The following is a 21,096-nucleotide window of genomic DNA, read 5'->3' on the forward strand; positions in this document are numbered from 1 at the left end:
CCGAGCGGGCCTACCCCGACTATGCCGTCCACGCCAGGGTTGCCTGGCTCAGTGCGTCGACCTCTTCCGGCGTCAGTGAGAAGGCCAGGGCGCCTGCGTTGGTTCTGGCCTGGTTGCCGTCCTTGGCGCCCGGGATCGGCAGCACGACCGGGTTCTCGATCAGCCACCGTAACGCGACCTGACTTGGAGTCTTCGAGTACCGATCGCCGATCTCGGTGAGCAGTCCGGTCACGGGTTGTATGGCCTCCAGCGCCTTGCGGCGGTATATCGGTAGAACCCGTCTGAATAAGCCGCTGGGCCGGTTCTGGGCCGAGTACTTCCCCGTCAACCGACCGCCCGCCATGGGTGTGTATGCGATGAGTGTGACTCCGAGCTCACGGCACGCGTCGAGAACTCCATCGGTCTCGGGTTGTCGGTGCAGGAGTGAATACTCAACCTGGTTGGATGCGAGGGGGATGCCACGTCGGGCGAGAGCGGCATGGGCTTGGCGCATCTGTACCGCCGAGTAGTTGCTGACGCCGACCGCTCTCACCTTCCCCGCCTCGACCGCGTCCGCCAGCTGTTCCATCAGGTCGGGGATCGACACCCGTCTAGTCGGGAAGTGATGCTGGTAGAGATCGACGGTGGAGCGTCCCAGCCTGGCGAGAGTTGCTTCCAGCTCTTCGGGGAATCCTTCGGCTCGAAAACGGAAACCAGACGGGAACTTGGTTGCGACCAAGACATCTCTGCCCTGTGCCAGCTCGCCGACACGCCGCTCGGAAGCGCCACCGCTGTACATGGCGGCGGTGTCGAACAGGTTCACACCCGCCTCCAGGCTCGCCTCGAGCGCGCGCTTCTCCTCTTCGCGTCCGTGGGCGCCTCCGTAGGCCGTCTTGGCCGGGTGCAGGCGAGCAAGCCCCCGTGCCTCACCCCATGTCATCGCTCCGACCCCAAGTCGCGGAACCCTCAGATCGCTGCGACCCAGCGTCGCCGTATGTTCCATGGTCTTCCCTTCTGGTTCGATTCCCGTGCGCTCGGTCATGCGGGAGGTGGTGCGTCGCCGTGGAGGTCGACGGCCACGGGGAGAGCCGATTCGCGCCATCGGGTGAGGTCACCGCCGTACCGTGAGGCGTACTTGGCGTACACGGCGTCTCGAGCGAGACGTTCTTCATCGGGTTCGGCCACGATCCGGGCAGTCCCGGTGTGGACGGTAGAACCGGCCCGGATCGTCACCGTCGGTGTCTGGACCAGGTTTCGGACCCAGTCTGAGCGGTCACCACCACCGGAGAGCAGGTAGATCGTGTCGTTGCGCTGGGCGAACCAGATCTCGATGCTGTGGGGGCGTCCCGTCACTCGACCCACAGTGGTCAGGACGATGACGGCGAAGCGGTCGAGGTCCGGGGCCGAACTCATGGCGGTGTCACCCGAGTCATGACCGGTCTGAGGTGTCGTCTCGTTGCCCGGACGATGGCATCAACACGACCGCACCGGCCAGTTCGAGGGCATGAGCGCGCACGACGGCTCGGTAGGGGCGGGACCCGTTCCGCGCACTGCGATACGCATTCCACACCTCCTGATCAGACAGGTCGGTCTACTTAGGAGTGCATCTTGGCAGACAGGTCTGTCTACGTCAAGTTGGCGGATGGGCACCACCGCCACGTAGAGCACCAGCGCCACCGCGGCGTAGCATCATCGCCATGAGCGCACGGGAGCGCCACGGCGGCGTGGGCATCCAGTCGGCCGAGCGCGTGCTGCGCATCCTCGAGCTCGTGGGCGCGGAACCCTCGGGCCTCACCGCGGCCGAGGTCGCCGCCGCGCTCGGGCTCGGCCAGTCGACGACGTATCGCCTGCTCGCGACGTTGCAGCGGCAGGACTACCTCGCCCACCAGCCCGGCGAGCACCGGTACATCCTCGGTCGCGCGGTCGACCAGCTCGGGAGGGCGTTGCAGTACCAGCTCGTGGCGACGGAACCGGTGCGGGCGGTGCTGCGGGAGATGCACGAGACGGTGCACGCTCCCGCCTACCTCACGGTGTTCCGCGGCGACGACATCGCGGTCGCGCACATCGCGGATTCACCGGCACACCCCCGCATCGCGCAGCTGCACGTCGGCTTCTCCGAGGCCTCGCACGCGACGGCCTTCGGCAAGCTCATGCTCGCCTCCCGCGATGACGCCGGCGTCGCACGCTTCCTCGAGCGACACACGCCGGCGCGGCTCACGGCGTCGAGCATCACGGATGCCGCGGCGCTGCGCGATCAGCTCGACGAGGTGCGCGCGCAGCAGCTCGCCGTCGAGGTCGAGGAGTACCTGCCGAAGCTCGCGTGCATCGCCGCGCCGGTCCGGAGCGCGAGCGGACGCACGGTCGGCGCCGTCTCGCTCTCGGTCTCGGCGAAGGACCTGTCGTCGCGGGCGAGGGAGCTCGAGCGCGTCGTGCGGCGCGGCGCGTGGCAGGTGTCGGCGCGGCTCGCGAGGTGAGCATTCCCGATGCCAGTCGGGTGGCCGGAGTGCGAACCGGATCGGCGCCTTACTCGGCAGAGACCTCGTGGATCCGCACCGTGAACTCGCCATCGTTCGCTTCGAGGTTCAGGTAGTCGTTGATGCTCACCCGGATGTCGCCCTCCGTCGCGCACTCGTAGTACGCGCCCGAGCCGATCGGCTCCACGACGTTGGCGTCGTTGAGGGTGGCTATGACCGCGGCGGTCGGGATGCCTTCGTAGTATGCGTGTGATACGGCATCCGGATCCGTGAGTCCGGCGGGCCCCACGGATACGCCGTCGTGGCGCCCCTCGCCGCTCGCCGAGATGTAGAACCGCTCCTGGGCGACGCAGTGCACCGCTGTCGGCGTCCAGTCGGCGTCGTCCAGGTGCACCGTGACCTCATCCACGAGTACCCCGGGAACCGGAACATCGGTCTGCGGCCCATCCGACGGGATCGGCTCATCCGACGGGATCGGCTCATCCGACGGGATCGGCTCGAGCAGGCCGGATGTCTCAGAGGAGCCCGCGACACCGGTGTCGTCGACCGGACGAAGCATGAACACCGTGGTGACGGCTGATGCGATCGCAACGCTGGCGATCAGGCTCACGACCAGCCAAGGCAGCCATCGCCGGGTGGGTCGACGGGGCTGTCCGCCGGCTGTCGGGGCCTGATCGCCCCGGGTCTTGGTCGGGGGTCCGGAGCACCGCGGCCGACCCGAGGACACTGGGAACGGCCGCCCGCCCGGCGGGCCGCTCACCGGCAGCGGCCGCGGTGGTCGCACTGGCCGGGTCACCTTCGACGAGGTGGTCCACCAAGGTTCCACTGGTGCGCGGGAGGGGGTCACCGGGACCGGGACATCCCCCGCCCGTTCATCTTCGCGTTGCGGTGCCGGCGCGGCACCCGGCTCCTCCTCGTCGTGCTCCCGCGGGGGCACGTCGTCCGTTGGCTCGCGGTCGTACTCCTGCGACGGCATATCGTTCTGCTGCTCATCCTGCTCCTGCGACGGAACAGGCGCGACTTCGAAGAGCCGCGTGTCCTCGCCGCGCAGGAACAGCACCGGGGTGACCCACTCCAGCGTGCCCCCGCGCGATGCCGAGGATCCCGATGCGGCCGCTCCGGACCGCCTCGTCGATGCCCCGCCCGTGTGCGAGGGCGGCGTAGAAGCCGCGGGCGAACTCGATCGCCGCGGTGTCGCTGATGGAGAACTGCATCGCCGCCACCGCGTGGATCCCGCTGTGCACGAGGGCCGCGGCCGTGCCGGAGTTCTGTAGGCGGTGCGGACGTCGCCCGAGAACGTCGCTTCGAACATCCGGACTCCCACGTCCAGCACGGCGGCCTCGGTGTCCGACACGACGCGGCGCGTGGACACGGACGACGAGAGTATGCTGGCCTCGACGAGCGGCCTCCGGCCGACCAGCTCATCGACGTCGAGTGTTCGCCACCGCCGACGGAACGCAGGACGCGCACGACGTATGTTCCCGCTTCGGGCCCCGGTCCGATCTCCAGCTCCATCGCCGTGTCCATCGACTCCTCACCTCGGTTGGGAGAGCCACCGCATCGTGACGCGGAAGTTCGCCGTCGAGCTCGCTGCGGCGATGTAGGCGCCGACCTCGAGGCTGATCTGGATCCCGAACTCCACCTCGAGCTCGTCGGGGGCGTCCTCCTGCTCGCGCACCTGCCGGAGGAGTGCCGTCACCGCGGGTCGGGCGCGAGAGAGCACCTCGTCGAGGCTCTGCTGGGTGCGCTCGACGAGGCGCCCGCTCGGGATGCCGCGCGTCGAGAGTTGGCCGTCGGGGATGCCGCGGACGGTGGGTCCCTCGGGCTGCGCGCCCGATGCGCCGCTGACCGTCACGCCCGGTACGACACCGTCATCAGCCACCTGGATGGCGACCTCGCCGCCGTCCTCCGTCGTGAAGATCGCGATCCGCTGCATGGCGCCCTCCGTCGACGTGTCCTATTGGCGATCGTGGCGGGTGACGGTCGCATCGAACTCGCCGCTGTTGCCCTCGAGATTGGTGTCGTTGATGCCGAGGTACAGATTGCCGGCCGCCGGGCATTCGTACGTCGTGCCGGTTCCCACGTAGAACATCTCGGGGATGCTGTCGAGTCCGCCGATGACCGATGCGGTGTTCGCGTCCGCGAGGACTCGCCCCTCGGGGAACTCACCGTTCGTCAGGCCGTCGGGGCCGACCTCCGATTCCGGGGTCCCGTCGTGCCAGGCCCTCCCCTCCACCGAGATCTCGAACGTGTCACCCTGGTTGCACCAGGAGTTCGCCCCCGTCCAGTCCTCGTACATGGGGACGACGACCTGTGCGGTGTTCGACGAGCCGCCGTCGTCAGAACCGCCCCCGGCGCCACCCGGTTGCAGCATCACGAGCGCAGAGATCGCGCCGCCCACCGCGACAGCGGCGATGATGCCCACGACGAGCCACGGCTTCCAGCGCGCCGGGCGCTTGGCCGGAGGGTGCGGTCCGGATGCCGCGGGCGTGAGGCCTGGCGGCGGGCCGTCGCCGCCGTCGGGCGGGCTCGGCGGGCGGGACACGACCGTGGGCACCCTCATAGGCCCGGGAGGCGGGGGCGCGGACGGACCACCTGCAGTCGGCGGACCGGACTGACCACTCGCAGGTGCCGCAGCCGTTGCATGGGATGCATCCGCCGAATCCGTCGTCTCCGTCGGAGCGGCGTGCGCGACCGGCGCGGTCGCGACCCGCGGTGGCATCACCGCATCCGTTGCACCCGTGATGATGGGGACCGGCCCCGCGACCGTGGCCGGCTCGGTCGACGGACGCGGCGGGGGCGCCGCCGGCATGGGCGCCACGTCGAACAGGCGCGCGTCGTCGCCGCGGAGGTAGAGCACGGGTGTGACCCACTCCAGCGTGCCCCGCCCGATGCCGAGGATGCCGATGCGGCCGCTCCGCACCGCCTCGTCGATGCCGCGGCCGTACGCCAGCGCCGTGTAGAAGCCCCGCGCGAACGCGATGGCGGCGAGGTCGCTGATGGAGAACTGCATCGCCGCGACCGCGCGGATGCCGCTGTGCGCGAGGGCGGCGGCGGTGCCGGAGAACAGGTCGGAGGTGCCGGCCGCACCCGACTGGCACGAGTTCAGCACGACGAGCCGCGGGGTGGGGTCAGCCTCGTCGAGGAGGTCGGCCAGGCTCGACGCTGCGACGTAGTCGGCGCGACCGTCTCGTCCGACGAACGCCAGCACGCCCTCGTCGGTGTCGGTGTCGTACGCCCCGTGGCCGATGAAGTGCAGCACGTGCCACTCCTGCTCGAGCAGCTTGGCGTGCACGCCGTCCCATGACACGTCCTCGAGCCAGTGCAGCTCGACGCGTCCGGAGTCGAGGTGCGGCTTGAGGGCTTGCTCGAGGCGCTCGCGCTCGTCGTCGATGTCGAGCGAAGGCAGTCCGCGGGGCGACGAGATCATGCCGAGCACGCGCAGTGGGGGAGCGACCTCGAGCACCGACGGGGAGTAGGGTGCGGGCACGTTCCGCACCAGCGGCTCCTTGCGGCAGAGGTAGATCTGCGTCTCCGGGTCGTACAGCGCCTCCCACGGGAGGGCGGCGAGGCCCGGAGCGGTCAGCCGCAGAGCGATCTGCACGCTCCTGCCGCGCTCGGATGCGACGGCCATGCTCGTGCGGTAGGCGCTGGCGATGCTGCCCGTGAATGCGGACTCGAAGAGCCGCCTGCCGACATCCTGGATCGCGGCTTCCGTGTCCGACATCACGCGACGTGCCGACACCGACGACGACAGCACGCTGGCTTCGAGGTGGGGCCGCCGGTTCACGAGGTCGTCGAGGTCGAGCGTGATGGTCTCGGTCGGTTCTCCGCCGCCGACCGACCGCAGCACGCGAACCACGTAGGAGCCCGCTTCGGGGCCGGGCCCGATCTCCAACTCCATCACGCTGTCCATGTGCGAACATTGTCCCGCCGCGCTGGCACCCGCAATAGGGGTTACCCTGAATTCTCCTCGAGTTCGGATTGCGCCGAGGAGATCGCGCCGGCCCCCGTCAGGTTGCGCTGGGCCCGCTCACGCGCCGGCGGCGATCGCGTTGTGCAGCTGGTCACCGTCGACGCCGTACCGACCGAAGCCGCCACCGAGGTTCGTGAGCAGCGCGAAGCAGACGCCGCGCGACGGCGTGATCCAGAACTCGCAGCCCGCCCAGCCCCCGTGGCCGTACGTGTCGCGCGCGAGCAGCCCTGGCGCGGAGTGGCGGAGGTTCCACGCGAACCCCCAATCCTGCCCCCGGCTCTCGACATACGGCTCGAGCTTCGGCAGGCCCGCGGTGAGTGGTCGCAGCATCGCCTCGTACCCGACGGCTGAGACGAGCGCGCCGCCGCCCGCGAGCAGCGCACTGCCCACCGCGAGCAGGTCGGCCGCGCGGCCGAGGAGCCCGGCCCCCGGATGCCGCAGCGCGGCGAAGCGCGCGTAGTCGAGCCCCTGCTCGGCGGCGTCGACGACCTCGTGCTGGCTCGCGTCCGCGTCGAACGTGAAGCCCGTGGCACCGGCGCGCTCGCCGACGTCGGCAACCGCGCGCTCCCACGGAGCTCCACCCGCCTGTTCGATGAGCGCGGCGATGCCCTCGAACGCGATCGTGGAGTACCGCGACACCGTGCCCGCCGCGAAGTCGCGGCCCGGCACGAGCAGCGATGGGCGCAGGCCTTCCGGCGCATCCATCGGCGGCTCGACGATGCCCGACGTGTGGCTCACCAGGTGTCGCAGCCGCACCACGTCGTCGCGGCCGGCTCCGAACTCGGGCACTGCCTGCGCCAACGGCGTCTCGGGCGTGAGCCGTCCCTGCTCGATGAGCCGCATCGCCGCGAGTCCCACGATGGGCTTCGTCACCGAGAACAGCGGGTAATGGTCGTCGACGGATGCCGCGCGCCCGCGCTCCACGCCGAACGCGTCGAGCGCGACGATGCCCTCGGCGGTGGCGACGCCGAGCACGGCAGAGGGAAGCGGTCCGTCGTCGACCTGGCGACGGGCCCAGTCGAAGGCGTGGTCGAAGCGTGGCATCCGGGATCCTCTCGGGGGCTGGGTGGGCAGCGTGCTGGGTCGGGTCGGGCACGGCGACCGGCGAGGGATCGCGGCGCGGGGTGCGGATGCGTCAGGTGCGCAGTACGACGTTGAGGGGTTCGTCGCCGCGCAGCATCCGCTCGATCTGCTCGCGTACGAGCCGTGCCATGCGGGGCATCATCGCCGTCGAGGCGCCGCCCACGTGCGGCGTGATGAGCACGTTCGGCAGCGCGAAGAGCGGATGCCCCTCGGGCAGCGGCTCGGGGTCGGTGACGTCGAGCGCGAACCGCAGGCGTCCGCGGGTGGCGTGGTCGAGGATCGCGTCGGCGACGGTGACCTTGCCCCTGGCGATGTTCACGACGAGGGCGCCATCTGGCAGCGCCGACAGGAACGCATCGTCGACGAGGCCGGTGGTGCCGTCGGTGAGCGGCACGCCGACGATCACGATGTCGGCCTCGGGAAGCAGCGTAGGCAGCTCGTCGATGCCGTGGATGTGCCCGGCCGCGTCGTCGCGGGCGCGGCTCGCGACGCGGGTGAGCGAGACCTCGAACGGGGCGAGGCGCGCCTCGATGGCGCGGCCGACGCCGCCGTAGCCGAGCAGCAGGACGCGTCGGTCGGCGAGGCTCTCGTGCCGCGCGGGCGCCCAGCGGCCTTCGTTCGCGGCGCGCACGAAGTCGGGGATGCCGCGCTGTGCCGCGAGCACGAGCGCGAGCGCGAGCTCGGCGGTGGACGTCTCGTGCACGCTCGCAGCGTTCGCGAAGACCTGGCCGGGCGGCAGCGCGTCGGCCACGTGGTCGTAGCCGATCGACTGCGACTGCACGAGCCGGGTGGTGACGCCGGCGAGCCTGCGGAGCCGGTCGGCCGTGCCCATGTAGGGCGGCACCACGAGGTCGAGGTGGTCGGCCGGCGCGGGCGAGTCCATGTCCCAGCGCACGACCTCGACGCCGTCGGGGAGCGTGCCGATCGCGTCGCGGAGCGTGCGGCCGGGCAGGGACACGAGTAGGGGGTCGGTCATGCGTCAATCCTTCCAGACGGGATGCGGCGCGCCCGGGCTGGTAGCTTTCGGCTCATGGAGCATGAGGACTCCCCGCACGATGCGCCGCGACCGGATGACGCGGCGGCACCCCGAGACGGATCGATGGATTCGGTCTCGCCGACGAGCCGCGGGCGGCGCGACCGATGGGCCGGCCGGCCCGTCGAAGAGCGGGCGCAGGCACTGAAGGAGCGGGTCTACGCGACCTTCACCGGCCTGGCGATCGTGCTGGTGCAGTTGGGCAACGTCGAGCACCTGGCTGCGTCCCAGGCCACCCTGGCCCTGCTCGTCGGCATCACCGGCATCACGGCTGCGGGCTTCGTCGCCGACGTCGTCGCCCACCTCGCCGTCCATGCCGGATTCCCGAGTCGCGCGCAGCTCATCACCATGCTGCGCGTCGCGGGGGAGGCGCTCGCGTCGGCGTCGGTCCCATTGGTCCTGCTCGTGCTCGCATGGGTCGGCGTCTTCGAGCTCGAGGACGCGCTGCGCGCATCGAGCATCCTCTACATCCTCACGCTCGGTCTGATCGGGTACGTCGCGGTGCGACGCACGAACGTCGAATGGTGGAAGCAGCTGATCGCGCTCGGCATCCTCATGGGACTCGGCGTGGCCGTCATCGGCCTCCAGCAGCTCGCCCACGCGCACTGACCGCTCAGCGGGCCTGGGGCTCGAAGTGTCGCGGCGGGAACGCCGCCGCGACGAGGGCTCGGAGCGTCTCGAGGTCGCGGCCGGCGAAGCCCTGCGCCCGCGCCTGCACGAGCACGTTGCCGATGGCGGTCGCCTCCACCGGGCCGGCGAACACGGGAAGTCCCGACCGGTCGGCGGTGCGCCGGCAGAGCAGCTCGTTGAGCGCGCCGCCGCCCACCATGTGGATCGTCTCGACGTGCGTGCCCGAGAGGGCCGCGGCATCCGTCACCGCGTCGGCGAACGTCTGCGCGAGCGACTCGACGATCGACCGGGCGAACTCGGCCTGCGACGCCGGCACCGGCGCATCGTGCTCGCGGCACCACTCGGTGATGCGCGCGGGCAGGTCGCCGGGGGCCAGGAACCGCGGGTCGTTGGCGTCGAACACCGCGACCGGTGCGGTGACGGATGCCGCGGCAGCGAGCAGCTCGGGCAGGTCGACGGCCTCGCCGTCGCGTTCCCATTGCCGCACCGACTCGCTGAGCAGCCACAGGCCCATGACGTTGTGCAGGAACCGCACGCGCCCATCGACGCCGCCCTCGTTGGTGAAGTTCGCGGCGCGCGCGGCATCCGTGGTCACCGGATGCTCGAGCTCGACGCCGACGAGCCCCCACGTGCCGCACGAGATGTAGGCCGCCGACTCGGGGTGCATGGGCACCGCCACGACCGCGGACGCCGTGTCGTGCGAGCCCACCGCGACCACGTCGAGCGGATGCCGCGCCGCGACGCCGAGCTCGGCGGCGACCTCGGGCCGCAGTGCGCCGACGACCTCGCCGGGGTCGACGATGCGCGGGAACACCGCCGCGGGGAAGCCGAGGCGTTCGATCAGCTCGTCGTCCCATTCACGCGTGTCGACGCGGAGCAGTCCAGTGGTCGACGCGTTCGTGCGCTCGGCGACGCGCTCGCCGGTGAGCTGGAACCCGATGAGGTCGGGCACGAGCAGGAGGGAGTCTGCGATGTCGAGGCATCCGCTCTGCCCGTCCTGCTCGGCGGCGAGCTGGTAGAGCGTGTTGAAGGGCAGGAACTGGAGGCCGTTGCGGCGGTAGAGCTCCTCGAACGGGGCGACCGCGTGGACCGCCTCGACGCCTGCGGCGGTGCGCTCGTCGCGGTAGTGGAACGGCTCGCCGAGCATGCGGTCGCCGCGCAGGAGCGCGTAGTCGACCGCCCAGGAGTCGACGCCGATCGACGCCGTGCCGGGCTCCTCGCGGAGCGCCTGCGCGAGTCCGGTGGTGATGCTGCGGTACAGGCCCGTGAGGTCCCAGTGCAGGCCCGACGCGAGGCGCACGGGGTCGTTCGCGAACCGGGCGACCTGGCGGATCTCGAGGGCGCCCGCGCCCCGAGCGTCGACGCGGCCCAGGATGACCCGCCCGCTCGTCGCTCCGAGGTCGACGGCCGCCACCACCCCGTGGGTTGAGGAGCCGCGCAGCGGCGTCTCGAAACCCTGTGCGGCATCCGGGTTTCGAGACGCGTCGTGCTGCGCACGGCGCTCCTCAACCCACGAACCTTCGCTCATCGGAGGAACGCCGCCGCGACGCCCGCGTCGACCGGGATGTGCAGGCCCGTCGTGTGGCTGAGCTCAGGCCCGGTCAGCACGATCACCGCGTTGGCGACGTTCTCGGGGAGCACCTCTCGCTTCAGGAGCGTGCGCTGGGCGTAGAACTTGCCGAGGTCCTCTTCCGGGATCCCGTACGTCTTCGCGCGGTTCGCGCCCCACCCGCTCGCGAAGATGCCCGAGCCGCGCACGACGCCGTCGGGGTTGATGCCGTTGACCTTGATGCCGTACTCGCCGAGCTCGACCGCGAGCAGGCGCACCTGGTGGGCCTGGTCGGCCTTCGTCGCCGAGTAGGCGATGTTGTTCGGGCCGGCGAAGAGCGAGTTCTTCGAGGCGATGTACACGATGTCGCCGCCGAGGCCCTGATCGATGAGCACCTTCGCGGCGGCCTTCGACACCAGGAACGAGCCCTTGGCCATGACGTCGTGCTGCAGGTCCCAGTCCGCCTCGGTGGTCTCGAGCAGCGGCTTCGACAGCGACAGGCCGGCGTTGTTCACCACGAGGTCGAGGCCGCCGAAGGCGAGCACCGCGTCGTCGATCGCGCGCTGCACCGCCGCGGCATCCGTCACGTTCGCCTGCACGCCGATCGCGACGTCGGCATTGCCGATCTCGGCCGCCGCGGCCTGCGCCTTCTCGAGGTCGAGGTCGGCGACCACGACGCACGCGCCCTCGGCCGCGAGCCGGGTGGCGATGGCCTTGCCGATGCCGGATGCCGCGCCGGTCACGAGCGCGATGCGCGTGGCGTGCTGCTTGGGCTCCGGCATGCGCTGGAGCTTCGCCTCTTCGAGCGCCCAGTACTCGATGCGGAACTTCTCGGCGTCGGAGATGGGGGAGTAGGTCGAGAGCGCCTCGGCGCCGCGCATCACGTTGATCGCGTTGACGTAGAACTCGCCGGCCACGCGAGCCGTCTGCTTGTTGGCGCCGAACGAGAACATCCCGACGCCGGGCACGAGCACGATGAGCGGGTCGGCGCCGCGGATCGCGGGCCAGCTGCTGGTTGAGCCCGTCGAAACCGCGTGCGCGTCGTAGTACGCCTGGTAGTCGGCCCGGTAGGCCTCATGCAGCTCCTTCAGGCGCGCGATGCTCTCCTCGATTCCGGCGTCGGCCGGAAGGTCGAGCACCATCGGCTTGACCTTGGTACGCAGGAAGTGGTCGGGGCAGCTCGTGCCGAGCGCCGCGAGACGCGGATGCTCAGTGCGGGCGAGGAAGTCGAGCACCTCGGGGGCATCCGTGAAGTGGCCGACCATCGGGCGGTCGTGAGAGGCGAGGCCACGGATCGTCGGCGCGAGTGCGGCGGCCTTGGCGCGTCGCTCGGCCTCGGGCAGTGCCTCGTAACCGGCTGAGACAGAACCGAACGGGTCGGCCTTGCCATGCTCCGCGATGTAGGCCGCGGCGGTGTCGATGATCCAGAGCGAGTTGCGTTCGGACTCCTCCGAGGTGTCGCCCCACGCGGTGATGCCGTGTCCGCCGAGGATGCAGCCGACGGCCTGCGGGTTGTGCGCCTTGATCTTCGCGATGTCGAGACCGAGCTGGAAGCCGGGTCGGCGCCACGGCACCCACACGACCTTGTCGCCGAAGATCTTGCGGGTGAGCTCCTCGCCGTCGGCGGCGGTCGCGATGGCGATGCCCGAGTCGGGGTGCAAGTGGTCGACGTGCGCGGCGTCGACGAGCCCGTGCATGGCGGTGTCGATCGACGGCGCCGCGCCGCCCTTGCCGTGCAGCGCGTAGTCGAACGCGGCGACCATCTCATCCTCGCGGTCGACGCCCGGGTAGACGTCGACGAGCGCGCGGAGCCGGTCGAGGCGCAGCACGGCGAGCCCGGTCTCGGTGAGGGTGCCGAGGTCGCCGCCCGAGCCCTTCACCCAGAGCAGCTCGACGGGCTCGCCGGTGACCGGGTCGGTCTCCGTGCCCTTCGCCGACGTGTTGCCGCCGGCGTAGTTCGTGTTCTTCGGGTCGGCGCCGAGGCGGTTCGACCGCGCGATGAGGTCGGCAGCTGCCTGGTTCGTCATGGGGTGATTCCTTCGGTGATGCGGAGGGTGGTCTGGGTGGTCTGGCGGCCGTCTGCGGGTCGAGGAGCCGACGCAGTCGGCGTCTCGAGACCCCCGATCCAGCGCACGACGCGCTCGATCGAGTCGGATGCCGCCGGCTCGCCGGGTCGGTTCAGGTGCCCGTGCTCGGTGCCGGGCTCGACGTGGAGTTCGAGCGCCACGCCGGCCTCGGCCAGCGTCGCGGCGAACAGCTCGCCCGAGACGCGCAGCTCGTCGGCCTCGCCGTTGATCATGAGCACGGGCGGGAAGCCGGCGAGGTCGGATGCCGCGGCGCGGCCTGGCACGACCGGAAGCGGCGCGTCGTCGACAGGCCCGCCGAGGTACCCCTCGTACATCGCCCGCACGCTCGCGGGGTCGAAGCGGTCGGCCGCGGGGTTCGCGTCGAGGAGCGCCCGCAGCGCCGCATCCGGTGCCGGCTGCACGGCGAGCAGCGTCGGGTAGGCGAGGAACACGCCCGCCGGGAGCGTGTCTGCGGGTTGAGGAGGCGCGCCAGCGCCGTCTCGAAACCGCCACCTGGGCGCCTTCTGGTTTCGAGACGCGTCCTCCTGCGTCGGTCGCTCCTCAACCTCGAGGAGGCGCAGCACAGCGCCCGCCACGAGGTTGGCGCCCGCGCTCGCGCCGCCCACCGCGGTGCGCGCAGGGTCCACGCCGAGCTCATCCGCGTGCGCGAGGGTCCAGCGCCAGGCGGCGAGCACGTCATCGGACGGCGCGGGATAGCGGCATCCGTCACCCGCGAGCCGGTAGTCGACCGACACGACGGTCAGGCCGCGTTCGGCGAGAGAGCGGGCGACCCAGTCGGCCTCGGGCATGTCGAGGTCGCCCGCGACGAACCCGCCGCCGTGCGCCCACACGAGCGCGGGCGTCGGGCCGCTCGCCGCGGCATCCGTCGCCGTGCTCGCCGGGTACACCCGCACGAGCCCGTCGGCCGCGCCGTACCGTTCGCTCATACCCTGTCCTCTCGTCGCGGTCTTGGGGGTGGTGTCGTGTTATCGAGAAGTCGCAGATGACGGGTCGCACCCGGTATCCGCGACCTCTCGACGTGGTGCTCAGGCCCCCCAGCCGGCCTGCACGCCGCCGACGCGGTGGGCCGCGATCTTCGCGAGGTACCCGGATGCCGCGAACGCCTGCATCGGGTCGGCGGGGAGGCCCCGCGACTCGCGCCATTCGGCGAGCGCCGGACGCACGTCGGTGTAGAACGCGTCCATGAAGATGCGGTTGGCCTCGAGCACGTCACCCGATACCTGCGCCTCACGCAGCGCGTCGGTGTCGACGAGGAGCGCCCGGGCGGTCATCTCCTGCACATTGAGCACGCTGCGGATCTGGCCGGGGATCTTGTCCTCGATGTTGTGGCACTGGTCGAGCATGAACGCGACGTCGGGGTGGTTGAAGCCGCCGCCGCGGATCACCTCGAAGATGATGCGGAACAACTGGAACGGGTCCGCGGCGCCGACGATGAGGTCGTCGTCCGCGTAGAAGCGCGAGTTGAAGTCGAACGAGCCGAGCTTGCCGAGGCGCAGCAGCTGCATGACGATGAACTCGATGTTCGTGCCGGGGGCGTGGTGGCCCGTGTCGAGGCAGACCTTCGCCTTGTCGCCGAGCGACGCGACCTGCGCGTAGCTCGTGCCCCAGTCGGGGACGTCCGTGTGGTAGAACGCCGGCTCGAAGAACTTGTACTCGAGCACGAGGCGCTGCTCGTCGCCGAGGCGCTCGTAGATCGTGGCGAGCGACTCGTGCAGGCGGTCTTGCCGGCCCCGCATGTCGGCCTGGCCAGGGTAGTTCGAGCCCTCGGCGAGCCAGATCTTCAGGTCGCGGCTCCCGGTCGCGTGCATGACGTCGATGCACTCGAAGTGGTGGTCGATGGCCTTCTGGCGCACGGCGGCGTCTTCGTGCGTGAGGGCGCCGAACTTGTAGTCGTCGTCCTGGAACGTGTTGGAGTTGATCGTGCCGAGCGCGACGCCGTGGTCTTCGGCGTGTCGGCGCAGGTCGTCGTAGGAGTCGACCTTGTCCCACGGGATGTGCAGCGCCACCGTCGGCGCGAGCGCGGTGTACGCGTGCACCTGTGCGGCATCCGCGATCTTCTCGTAGGGGTCGCGGGGCGTGCCCGGCGTGGCGAAGACCTTGAAGCGGGTGCCCGAGTTGCCGAACGCCCATGAGGGCAGCTCGATCGACTGCAGCTCGAGCTGGTCGAGGACGGTGCTGGGAATGGTGCTCACGAGTCGCTGCTTTCTGTGCTGGTGCCGGTGCCGGTGCCGGTGCGTGTGCTGGTGCCGGTGCGTGTGCTGGTGCCGGTAAGGGCGGGGTCGGATGCCGCGTCGGCGTCGAGCGCGGCGAGCTGGTCTTCGAGGTGGAACACCTCGGCGAGGCGGGGCGCGCGCTGGTCGGGGCGGCCGTCGAGCGCGATGAAGAAGTCGGCCATCTCGGCCTCCCAGGCGGCGGTGCGCGGGTCCTGCTCGAGCGCAGCCTGGGATGCCGCATCGTCGTCGGTCTCGTAGTAGCCGATGAGCTGGCCGTCCTCGCGGAGAAAGAGCGAGTAGTTGCGGCGGCCCGACGCCTCGATCGCGCGGAGCATGTCGGGCCAGACGGCCGCGTGGCGTTCGCGGTACTCGTCCAGCCGAGCGGGGTCGACCTGCAACTGGAAGCAGACCCGCTCCCCCGGTCGGGGTGTCGTGCTCATCGTCGAGCTCTCCGTCTCGTCCTCATCGTCGGCGCGAGTCGTCTGACGACGCTCGCGTGGTGAATCGTTTCAAGCGTAAGTGTTCCTCGCGCGGAGTGCAAGTGGGAATGCGTTTTCCAACGTCGCTGCCGCGACAAACGCGTCGCATCCAGCGGATGTCTCGGGCCACACGTCGAAGCACGGCTGCCCGGTCTCGGCGAGTCCGTCGAGGCACCCGCTGGACGCCACATGAGCGGCCGAGCCCGCCGCCCCTCAGTGCGCCGGAGCGACCAGGGCGGCGGGATCGGCGACGCGCGCCGCCGAGACGACGACCCGGTGCTCGCCGGGACCGACCGGGTCGCCGGCGAACGGCCGCCCGTCGAGCTCGACCGTCGATCCCTCGGTGATCGGGAGGTCGAGCACCGCCTCGGCGCCGTAGGGCACGAGCAGGTCGAGCTCCAAGTCGGTGCCGTCCAGTCGCCAGTCGACGGATGCCGCGCCGAGGTGCGTTTCGATCGTCGCCCGCGCCCAGGGGATCGCGATCGACGGCCGGGGGGCGACGACGATCCGGCGGTATCCGGGCCGCTCGACCGTGGGGGCGATGCCCGCCACGTAGCGGTAGATCCAGTCGACGACGGCACCGTACGCGTAGTGGTTGAACGAGAGCATGCCAGCGCTGTCGCCCGTGGCCATCTCGCCGGAGTGGATGCTGCCGTCGGGAGCGAGCGCATCCCAGCGCTCCCAGACCGTCGTCGCGCCCATCTCCACCTGGTACAGCCACGACGGCGGCTCGAGGCGGAGGAGCATGAGGTACGCCTCGTCGACGTGTCCCGCGTGCACGAGCGCGTGCAGCACGAGCGGCGTGCCGAGGAAGCCGGTCGCGATGCGTCCGCGCTCGTCGCGCACGTTGCGTGCGAGGCCGTCGCCGATGCGCTCGCGTTCCGGCTCAGGCGCGATGGCGAACTCGAGGGCGATCGCAGCGCCGGTCTGCGTCTCGACCGCGTCGGCGCCCCAGCGCTCCCACGTGTCGCGCGCCACCCGCTCGGCGAGGCGCTGTGCCCGGTCGGCCCGTTCGGGGTCGCCCACCAGCCGCTCGGCGTCGGCGAGGAGGCGCGCGCTGTGCGCGAAGAACGCGTTCGCGACGTAGTCGGACGACACCTTCGCCTTCCACGGCTGGTCGCCCGGGGCATCCGGGTCCAGCCAGTCGCCGAACTGGAACTCCGTCGGCAGCAGGCCGTCGCCCGCGCGTCGCTCGAGGCTCGCGACCCAGCGGCGCATGCTGTCGAGCTGGCGCACGAGCACCTCGTCGCTGCCGTAGGACTCGTAGACGGCCCACGGCACGATGGTCGCGGCGTCAGCCCAGCCGGCCCTGCCCATGGTCTGCCATTGGCCCTCGGCCGCGACGTCGGGATCCTTCAGGATGTTCGGCACCACCGCCGCGACCGCACCGTCGGCGTCCTGGTCGAGCTCGACGTCGCGCAGCCACGACATCCAGAACGACTCGACGTCGAAGAGGGTGCTCGCGGTCGGCGCGAACGCCTGCGCATCGCCCGTCCACCCGAGTCGCTCGTCGCGCTGCGGGCAGTCGGTCGGGAGCGAGACGAAGTTGTCGCGCTGCGACCAGGCGACGTTCGAGTGCAGGCGCTCGAGACGCGGGTCGGCGCACCCGAACTCAGAGCGCGGGCGGTCGGCGCTCGACACGGCGACGGCCGTCGCCGACACGACCTCCGCGCCCGTCACCTCGGCGTACTGGAACCCGTGGAAGGTGAACGTGGGCTCGAGCGTCGTCTCGCCGTCGTGCGCGAGCACGTAGCCGTCGGTCGCCCGCGCGGTGCGGAGCGACTTCGTGTGGATGGATCCGTCGGGCTCGAGCACCTCCGCGTGGCGCACCTCCACGCGGTCGCCGGCCGAGCCGCGCACGACGAGACGGAGCCACCCCGCGATGTTCTGGCCGGCGTCGATGAAGGTGTGCCCATCGCGCGGCTCGACGGTCGCGTTCCACTCACCGATGGTGCGGACGCCGCCGGTGATGCGCGGCTCGACGACGGACGTGTCGACCGTGATCTCGCGGGCGGGCGTCCACGCTGAGTCGTCGAAGCCCGGGGCATCCCATCCGTCGGGCTCGGCGCGGAGATCGATCTCCACGCCGTCGTAGAGGCTCGCTGAGCGGATGCCGCCGGTCGAGGTCGTCCACTCGGGCGACGTCGCGACCCGTGCGGAGGAGCCGTCGGCGCACTCGACGTCGAGCTGCACGAGCGCGGCGAGCTCGGTGCCGAACTGCTCGGTGCCGTCCTTCCAGCCGAGCCGGCCGCGATACCAGCCGTCGCCGAGCAGGGCGCCGAGCGCGTTCTCGCCGGCCTGGAGGAGGTCGGTGACGTCCCACGTGCCGAGCAGGATCCGCTCCTGGTAGGCCGTCCAGCCAGGGGCGAGGTGCTCGTCGGTCGCGCGCCGGCCGTTGATCCGCAGCTCGCCGACGCCCCAGAACGTGGCGCGGAGGCGGGCGCGCACAGGGGCGGCGGGGAGCGTGAAGCCCGTGCGGAGCAGCATCGCCGGGCCCTCGACGGGCTCGGATCCGCCGATCGGGCGGGCCTCGAGCTCGGCCGGGTCGACGGATGCCTCGACCACGAGCTCCTCACTCCACAGCGACCAGCCGGCGGCGGTCGCGATCCGCACGGCGTAGCGACGCTCCTCACCAGGTTGGGGCGCCGAGCCGGGCGCCTCGATGCCGATCGTGTCGTCGGAGGCGACCGGCTCGGCGACACCGGAGTCGGCGCCGCTCCAGCGCACCTGGTAGCCGAGCTGTGCGGATGCCGCGGCGGCGCGCCAGGTCAGGCGCAGGCCGGTGCCCGGTACCCCGAGCAGGCCGTCGGGGTACTGCGAGCGCAGCGCGACGACGCGCGCGGCGGGGTCGGCGATAGTGGGAGCAGGGAGATGCGTGGACATCCGCGTCCTTCCGTATGGTGTCCGGCGTGGCCGGGGTGGGGTCGTTGGCCGGTCGGTGCCCGGCCGGCTGGGGTCGTGGGCGAACGGGTCAGGGAGTCGGTTCCGTCGGAGCGGGCCGGGTCGACCCGCGTACCTTGAGCGAGGGTTCGACGGAGAAGTTCGTGGGCTCGGTGCGGCCCTGGATGCGCTCGAGGAGCAGGCGGATCGCCCGTTCGCCCATGGCCTCGCCGGCCTGGTTCACGCTGGTGAGCGAGATGGCCGGGTGGCTCGCGATGTCGATGTCGTCGTAGCCGACCACCGAGACTTCAGCAGGGGACAGCCCGTGTTCGGCGACAGCGCGAAGCGTGCCGAGCGCGAGCTCGTCGTTGCCGACGAAGATCGCGGTCGGCAGCTCCTGGTCGAGCAGGGCGAGCGTGTCGAGCCTCGCCGACTCCTCGGTCATCCCGGTGCGGACGACCCGGATGTGCCGGGCGAACCCGGCCTCCTGCATGTGGGCGCGGTATCGCGCAAGTCGGATCGCGTGCGGGTTGCCGGAGCTCGCTCTCGTGACCTCCTCGCTGCGAGTCAGGTGCACGATGCGACGGTGGCCGAGCTCGAAGAGGTGCTCCATCACGAGGCGCGTGCCCTCGACGTCGTCGCCGGTCACCGTGTCGTACGAGTGCGCGTGGTCGTGGCGGCCGAGCATCACCACCGGCACCCGCGTCGCGAGCCGCTCGAGCCACTCGGGCGAGACGAGGGGAGAGATCGCGACGATGCCGTCGACCTGGCGGTCGGCGAGCGCGCCGATTGCCCGCACGCCCTCCTCCCCGTCGGTGTCGGCGGGGGCGATGATGAGCTGGTAGTCCGTGCCCTGCAGTGCGGCCGTCGCTCCCGCGATGATCTTCGCGAAGAACGGGTTGCCGATGTGCGGCAGCTCGATGCCGAGCGTGAAGCTCGAGCCGCGCATGGTGCGGGCGGCGATCCGGGGACGATAGTCGAGGACCTCGATCGCGGCGTTGACGCGCTCGCGCATCGCGGGGCTCACGCCGTAGGCGTTGCGGATCACCTTGGAGACCGCCGCACGCGAGACGCCGGCCTCGCGCGCCACGTCCTCGATGGTCGCTGCTCGGGCTTGGGCCACGATCTCCCCCTTTCGCCTTCGATGGTCGGATGCGTCGACTCGCTGTCACCATACACCGCCGTGCCACATGGCATAGACCGATCTACATGACGGCGTCGCATCGATCATAAATCGTTTCAAACAAATTGTGTAGATCGGTTGACAAACTTTCTCCGATGCTCGTAACGTGGGCCAGGCCACAGCACCGAGACCATTCGGAGCACTCAACAGCGCAGTTGCTTTACATGGAGGTAAAGAGCATGGTCCCCCGTTCCCCGCGACGTTCGATCGTCGCCATCGGCGCAGGCGGTCTCGTCCTGTCGCTCGCCCTCGCCGGCTGCACCGCCGGAGGGTCCGACTCCGACGGCGGCGCCGTCACCCTCAGTTATCTCGTCGACAACCAGGAGGCGACCGTCGAGACCGCCGAGGCGCTCGCCGACGCGTTCATGGCGGAGAACCCCGACATCAAAGTCGAGGTCGAATCGCGACCGCAGGGCGCCGACGGCGACAACCTGATCAAGACACGCCTCGCAACCGGTGAGATGAGCGACGTGTTCGCCTACAACTCGGGGTCGCTCTTCCAGGCGCTCAGCCCCGACTCGACCCTTGTCGACCTCTCCGACCAGGAATGGGTCGACACGCTCGACGAGAACTTCGTCAGGACCGTCTCCACTGAGAAGGCGATCTACGGCGTGCCCATGGGGCAGTCGATGGCCGGCGCCGTGATCTACAACAAGGACATCTACGCGGACCTCGGCCTCGAGATCCCCACCACGTGGGAAGAGTTCATCGCCAACAGCGAGGCGATCAAGGCGGCCGGAACGGCCGCCCCGATCGTGCAGACCTACGGCGACACCTGGACCTCGCAGCTCTTCGTGCTCGGCGACTTCAACAACGTCCTCGCCGAGGACCCCGATTGGGCCGAGAAGTACACGAGCAACGAGGCGAAGTACGTCGACGAGCCGGCGCTCGCCGGATTCGAGCACCAGCAGGAGGCGTTCGACGCCGGGCTGTTCAACGAGGACTTCGCGTCGGCGAAGTACGCCGACGGCGTTGCGATGGTCGCCACCGGTGAGGGTGCGCAGTATCCGATCCTCACCTTCGCCGCGTCGCAGCTCATGACCACCAACCCCGAGGCGGCCGACACGGTCGGCACCTTCCCGCTCCCCGGCCCCGACGCCTCGGCGAACGGCCTCACGGTGTGGATGCCCAACGGCGTATACATCCCTAAGTCGACCGAGGGCGACAAGCTCGAGGCGGCCAAGACGTTCGTCGCCTTCCTCGCCACGCCCGAAAGCTGCGACATCCAGTCGGAGACGACCGCTCCCCAGGGTCCGTTCGTCATCGACGGCTGCGAACTGCCCGACGACGTGCCGGCCATCGTCTCCGACCTGCAGCCGTACTTCGACGAGGGCAAGACCAACCTCGCGCTCGAGTTCCTCTCGCCCATCAAGGGCCCGGCGCTGGAGCAGATCACGGTCGCCGTGGGGTCGGGCATCACCCGGGCCGCCGACGGTGCCGCGCAGTACGACGAGGATGTCAAGAAGCAGGCCCAGCAGCTCGGTCTCGAGGGCTGGTAGACCGACCCACTGATCTGCGGGGCCGAGCCGG

Annotated in this window: 17 protein-coding genes and 1 pseudogene; 3 read left to right on the forward strand and 15 right to left on the reverse strand. The window is 70.7% G+C overall.

The features are described from left to right. Window positions 1-19: 19 nt before the first annotated feature. Window positions 20-1,021, reverse strand: coding sequence for an aldo/keto reductase (locus ASG80_RS02525; protein WP_200952470.1), 1,002 nt, complete (start codon window positions 1,019-1,021; stop codon window positions 20-22). After that, window positions 1,018-1,392: a nitroreductase family deazaflavin-dependent oxidoreductase gene (locus ASG80_RS02530; protein ID WP_056728106.1), complete on the reverse strand. Its 375-nt coding sequence runs from the start codon at window positions 1,390-1,392 to the stop codon at window positions 1,018-1,020. Before ASG80_RS02530 ends, ASG80_RS02525 begins: the two co-directional genes overlap by 4 nt. A gap of 284 nt (window positions 1,393-1,676) precedes the next feature. Between ASG80_RS02530 and ASG80_RS02535 the strand changes: the two genes are divergently transcribed. Beyond that, window positions 1,677-2,453, forward strand: coding sequence for an IclR family transcriptional regulator (locus ASG80_RS02535; protein WP_056728108.1), 777 nt, complete (start codon window positions 1,677-1,679; stop codon window positions 2,451-2,453). A gap of 49 nt (window positions 2,454-2,502) precedes the next feature. Here ASG80_RS02535 and ASG80_RS02540 read toward each other — a convergent pair whose 3' ends face one another. The 6 genes and pseudogenes from ASG80_RS02540 to ASG80_RS02565 all read right to left on the reverse strand — a co-directional run bounded on the left by ASG80_RS02540 (window position 2,503) and on the right by ASG80_RS02565 (window position 8,488). Continuing rightward, a complete protein-coding gene (locus tag ASG80_RS02540; RefSeq protein WP_056728109.1) occupies window positions 2,503-3,063 on the reverse strand; it encodes a hypothetical protein in 561 nt (186 codons plus the stop codon). Window positions 3,064-3,442: 379 nt separating this feature from the next. Beyond that, a pseudogene (locus ASG80_RS24835) lies at window positions 3,443-3,712 on the reverse strand (CHAT domain-containing protein); the annotation flags it as partial. 275 nt (window positions 3,713-3,987) lie between these two features. Continuing rightward, complete coding sequence (locus ASG80_RS02550; protein WP_056728114.1) at window positions 3,988-4,389, reverse strand: CU044_2847 family protein; 402 nt, start codon at window positions 4,387-4,389, stop codon at window positions 3,988-3,990. Between the two features lie 21 nt (window positions 4,390-4,410). Then, window positions 4,411-6,369 (reverse strand): CHAT domain-containing protein, encoded by a 1,959-nt coding sequence (locus ASG80_RS02555; protein WP_082589668.1) that lies wholly within the window; start codon window positions 6,367-6,369, stop codon window positions 4,411-4,413. Between the two features lie 117 nt (window positions 6,370-6,486). Next, the gene (locus tag ASG80_RS02560; RefSeq protein ID WP_056728116.1) at window positions 6,487-7,473 is read right to left on the reverse strand and encodes a serine hydrolase; all 987 of its coding nucleotides are present in this window, start codon (window positions 7,471-7,473) and stop codon (window positions 6,487-6,489) included. A gap of 91 nt (window positions 7,474-7,564) precedes the next feature. Continuing rightward, window positions 7,565-8,488 carry a 2-hydroxyacid dehydrogenase gene (locus ASG80_RS02565; protein ID WP_056728118.1) on the reverse strand — a complete coding sequence of 308 codons (924 nt, stop codon included), beginning with the start codon at window positions 8,486-8,488 and terminating at the stop codon, window positions 7,565-7,567. A gap of 123 nt (window positions 8,489-8,611) precedes the next feature. Between ASG80_RS02565 and ASG80_RS02570 the strand changes: the two genes are divergently transcribed. Beyond that, complete coding sequence (locus ASG80_RS02570; protein ID WP_056728119.1) at window positions 8,612-9,154, forward strand: hypothetical protein; 543 nt, start codon at window positions 8,612-8,614, stop codon at window positions 9,152-9,154. Between the two features lie 4 nt (window positions 9,155-9,158). Here the strand turns inward: ASG80_RS02570 and ASG80_RS02575 are convergent, their stop codons facing one another. The 7 genes from ASG80_RS02575 to ASG80_RS02605 all read right to left on the reverse strand — a co-directional run bounded on the left by ASG80_RS02575 (window position 9,159) and on the right by ASG80_RS02605 (window position 19,506). After that, window positions 9,159-10,703 carry a rhamnulokinase family protein gene (locus tag ASG80_RS02575; RefSeq protein WP_082589670.1) on the reverse strand — a complete coding sequence of 515 codons (1,545 nt, stop codon included), beginning with the start codon at window positions 10,701-10,703 and terminating at the stop codon, window positions 9,159-9,161. Further along, on the reverse strand, window positions 10,700-12,751 hold the full coding sequence (locus tag ASG80_RS02580) for a bifunctional rhamnulose-1-phosphate aldolase/short-chain dehydrogenase (protein ID WP_056728121.1): 2,052 nt from the start codon (window positions 12,749-12,751) through the stop codon (window positions 10,700-10,702). Before ASG80_RS02580 ends, ASG80_RS02575 begins: the two co-directional genes overlap by 4 nt. Further along, window positions 12,748-13,737, reverse strand: a complete 990-nt coding sequence (locus ASG80_RS02585; RefSeq protein WP_082589671.1) for an alpha/beta hydrolase — start codon at window positions 13,735-13,737, stop codon at window positions 12,748-12,750. The genes ASG80_RS02580 and ASG80_RS02585 overlap by 4 nt, the downstream gene beginning before the upstream one ends. Window positions 13,738-13,836: 99 nt before the next feature. Beyond that, a complete protein-coding gene (rhaI, locus tag ASG80_RS02590) occupies window positions 13,837-15,003 on the reverse strand; it encodes an L-rhamnose isomerase (protein ID WP_056728123.1) in 1,167 nt (388 codons plus the stop codon). Beyond that, window positions 15,000-15,464, reverse strand: coding sequence for an L-rhamnose mutarotase (locus ASG80_RS02595; RefSeq protein ID WP_082589672.1), 465 nt, complete (start codon window positions 15,462-15,464; stop codon window positions 15,000-15,002). Before ASG80_RS02595 ends, rhaI begins: the two co-directional genes overlap by 4 nt. Window positions 15,465-15,716: 252 nt before the next feature. Then, the gene (locus ASG80_RS02600) at window positions 15,717-18,386 is read right to left on the reverse strand and encodes an alpha-L-rhamnosidase (protein ID WP_056728125.1); all 2,670 of its coding nucleotides are present in this window, start codon (window positions 18,384-18,386) and stop codon (window positions 15,717-15,719) included. Between the two features lie 88 nt (window positions 18,387-18,474). Further along, a complete protein-coding gene (locus ASG80_RS02605) occupies window positions 18,475-19,506 on the reverse strand; it encodes a LacI family DNA-binding transcriptional regulator (RefSeq protein WP_056728127.1) in 1,032 nt (343 codons plus the stop codon). Between the two features lie 239 nt (window positions 19,507-19,745). On the opposite strand from ASG80_RS02605, the gene ASG80_RS02610 reads away from it, so the two are divergent. Then, complete coding sequence (locus tag ASG80_RS02610) at window positions 19,746-21,065, forward strand: ABC transporter substrate-binding protein (protein WP_056728129.1); 1,320 nt, start codon at window positions 19,746-19,748, stop codon at window positions 21,063-21,065. Window positions 21,066-21,096 lie beyond the last annotated feature (31 nt).

The sequence above is a fragment of the Agromyces sp. Soil535 genome (assembly GCF_001428255.1).
Lineage (GTDB): Bacteria > Actinomycetota > Actinomycetes > Actinomycetales > Microbacteriaceae > Agromyces.

Coding starts and splice junctions, on each gene's coding strand:
- ASG80_RS02610 (WP_056728129.1), top strand. CDS start 19,746: ATGGTCCCCCGTTCCCCGCGACGTTCGATCGTCGCCATCGGCGCAGGC.
- ASG80_RS02530 (WP_056728106.1), bottom strand. CDS start 1,392: ATGAGTTCGGCCCCGGACCTCGACCGCTTCGCCGTCATCGTCCTGACC.
- ASG80_RS02595 (WP_082589672.1), bottom strand. CDS start 15,464: ATGAGCACGACACCCCGACCGGGGGAGCGGGTCTGCTTCCAGTTGCAG.
- ASG80_RS02535 (WP_056728108.1), top strand. CDS start 1,677: ATGAGCGCACGGGAGCGCCACGGCGGCGTGGGCATCCAGTCGGCCGAG.
- ASG80_RS02555 (WP_082589668.1), bottom strand. CDS start 6,369: ATGGACAGCGTGATGGAGTTGGAGATCGGGCCCGGCCCCGAAGCGGGC.
- ASG80_RS02585 (WP_082589671.1), bottom strand. CDS start 13,737: ATGAGCGAACGGTACGGCGCGGCCGACGGGCTCGTGCGGGTGTACCCG.
- ASG80_RS02570 (WP_056728119.1), top strand. CDS start 8,612: ATGGATTCGGTCTCGCCGACGAGCCGCGGGCGGCGCGACCGATGGGCC.
- ASG80_RS02550 (WP_056728114.1), bottom strand. CDS start 4,389: ATGCAGCGGATCGCGATCTTCACGACGGAGGACGGCGGCGAGGTCGCC.
- ASG80_RS02560 (WP_056728116.1), bottom strand. CDS start 7,473: ATGCCACGCTTCGACCACGCCTTCGACTGGGCCCGTCGCCAGGTCGAC.
- ASG80_RS02575 (WP_082589670.1), bottom strand. CDS start 10,703: ATGAGCGAAGGTTCGTGGGTTGAGGAGCGCCGTGCGCAGCACGACGCG.
- ASG80_RS02600 (WP_056728125.1), bottom strand. CDS start 18,386: ATGTCCACGCATCTCCCTGCTCCCACTATCGCCGACCCCGCCGCGCGC.
- ASG80_RS02580 (WP_056728121.1), bottom strand. CDS start 12,751: ATGACGAACCAGGCAGCTGCCGACCTCATCGCGCGGTCGAACCGCCTC.
- ASG80_RS02565 (WP_056728118.1), bottom strand. CDS start 8,488: ATGACCGACCCCCTACTCGTGTCCCTGCCCGGCCGCACGCTCCGCGAC.
- ASG80_RS02525 (WP_200952470.1), bottom strand. CDS start 1,021: ATGACCGAGCGCACGGGAATCGAACCAGAAGGGAAGACCATGGAACAT.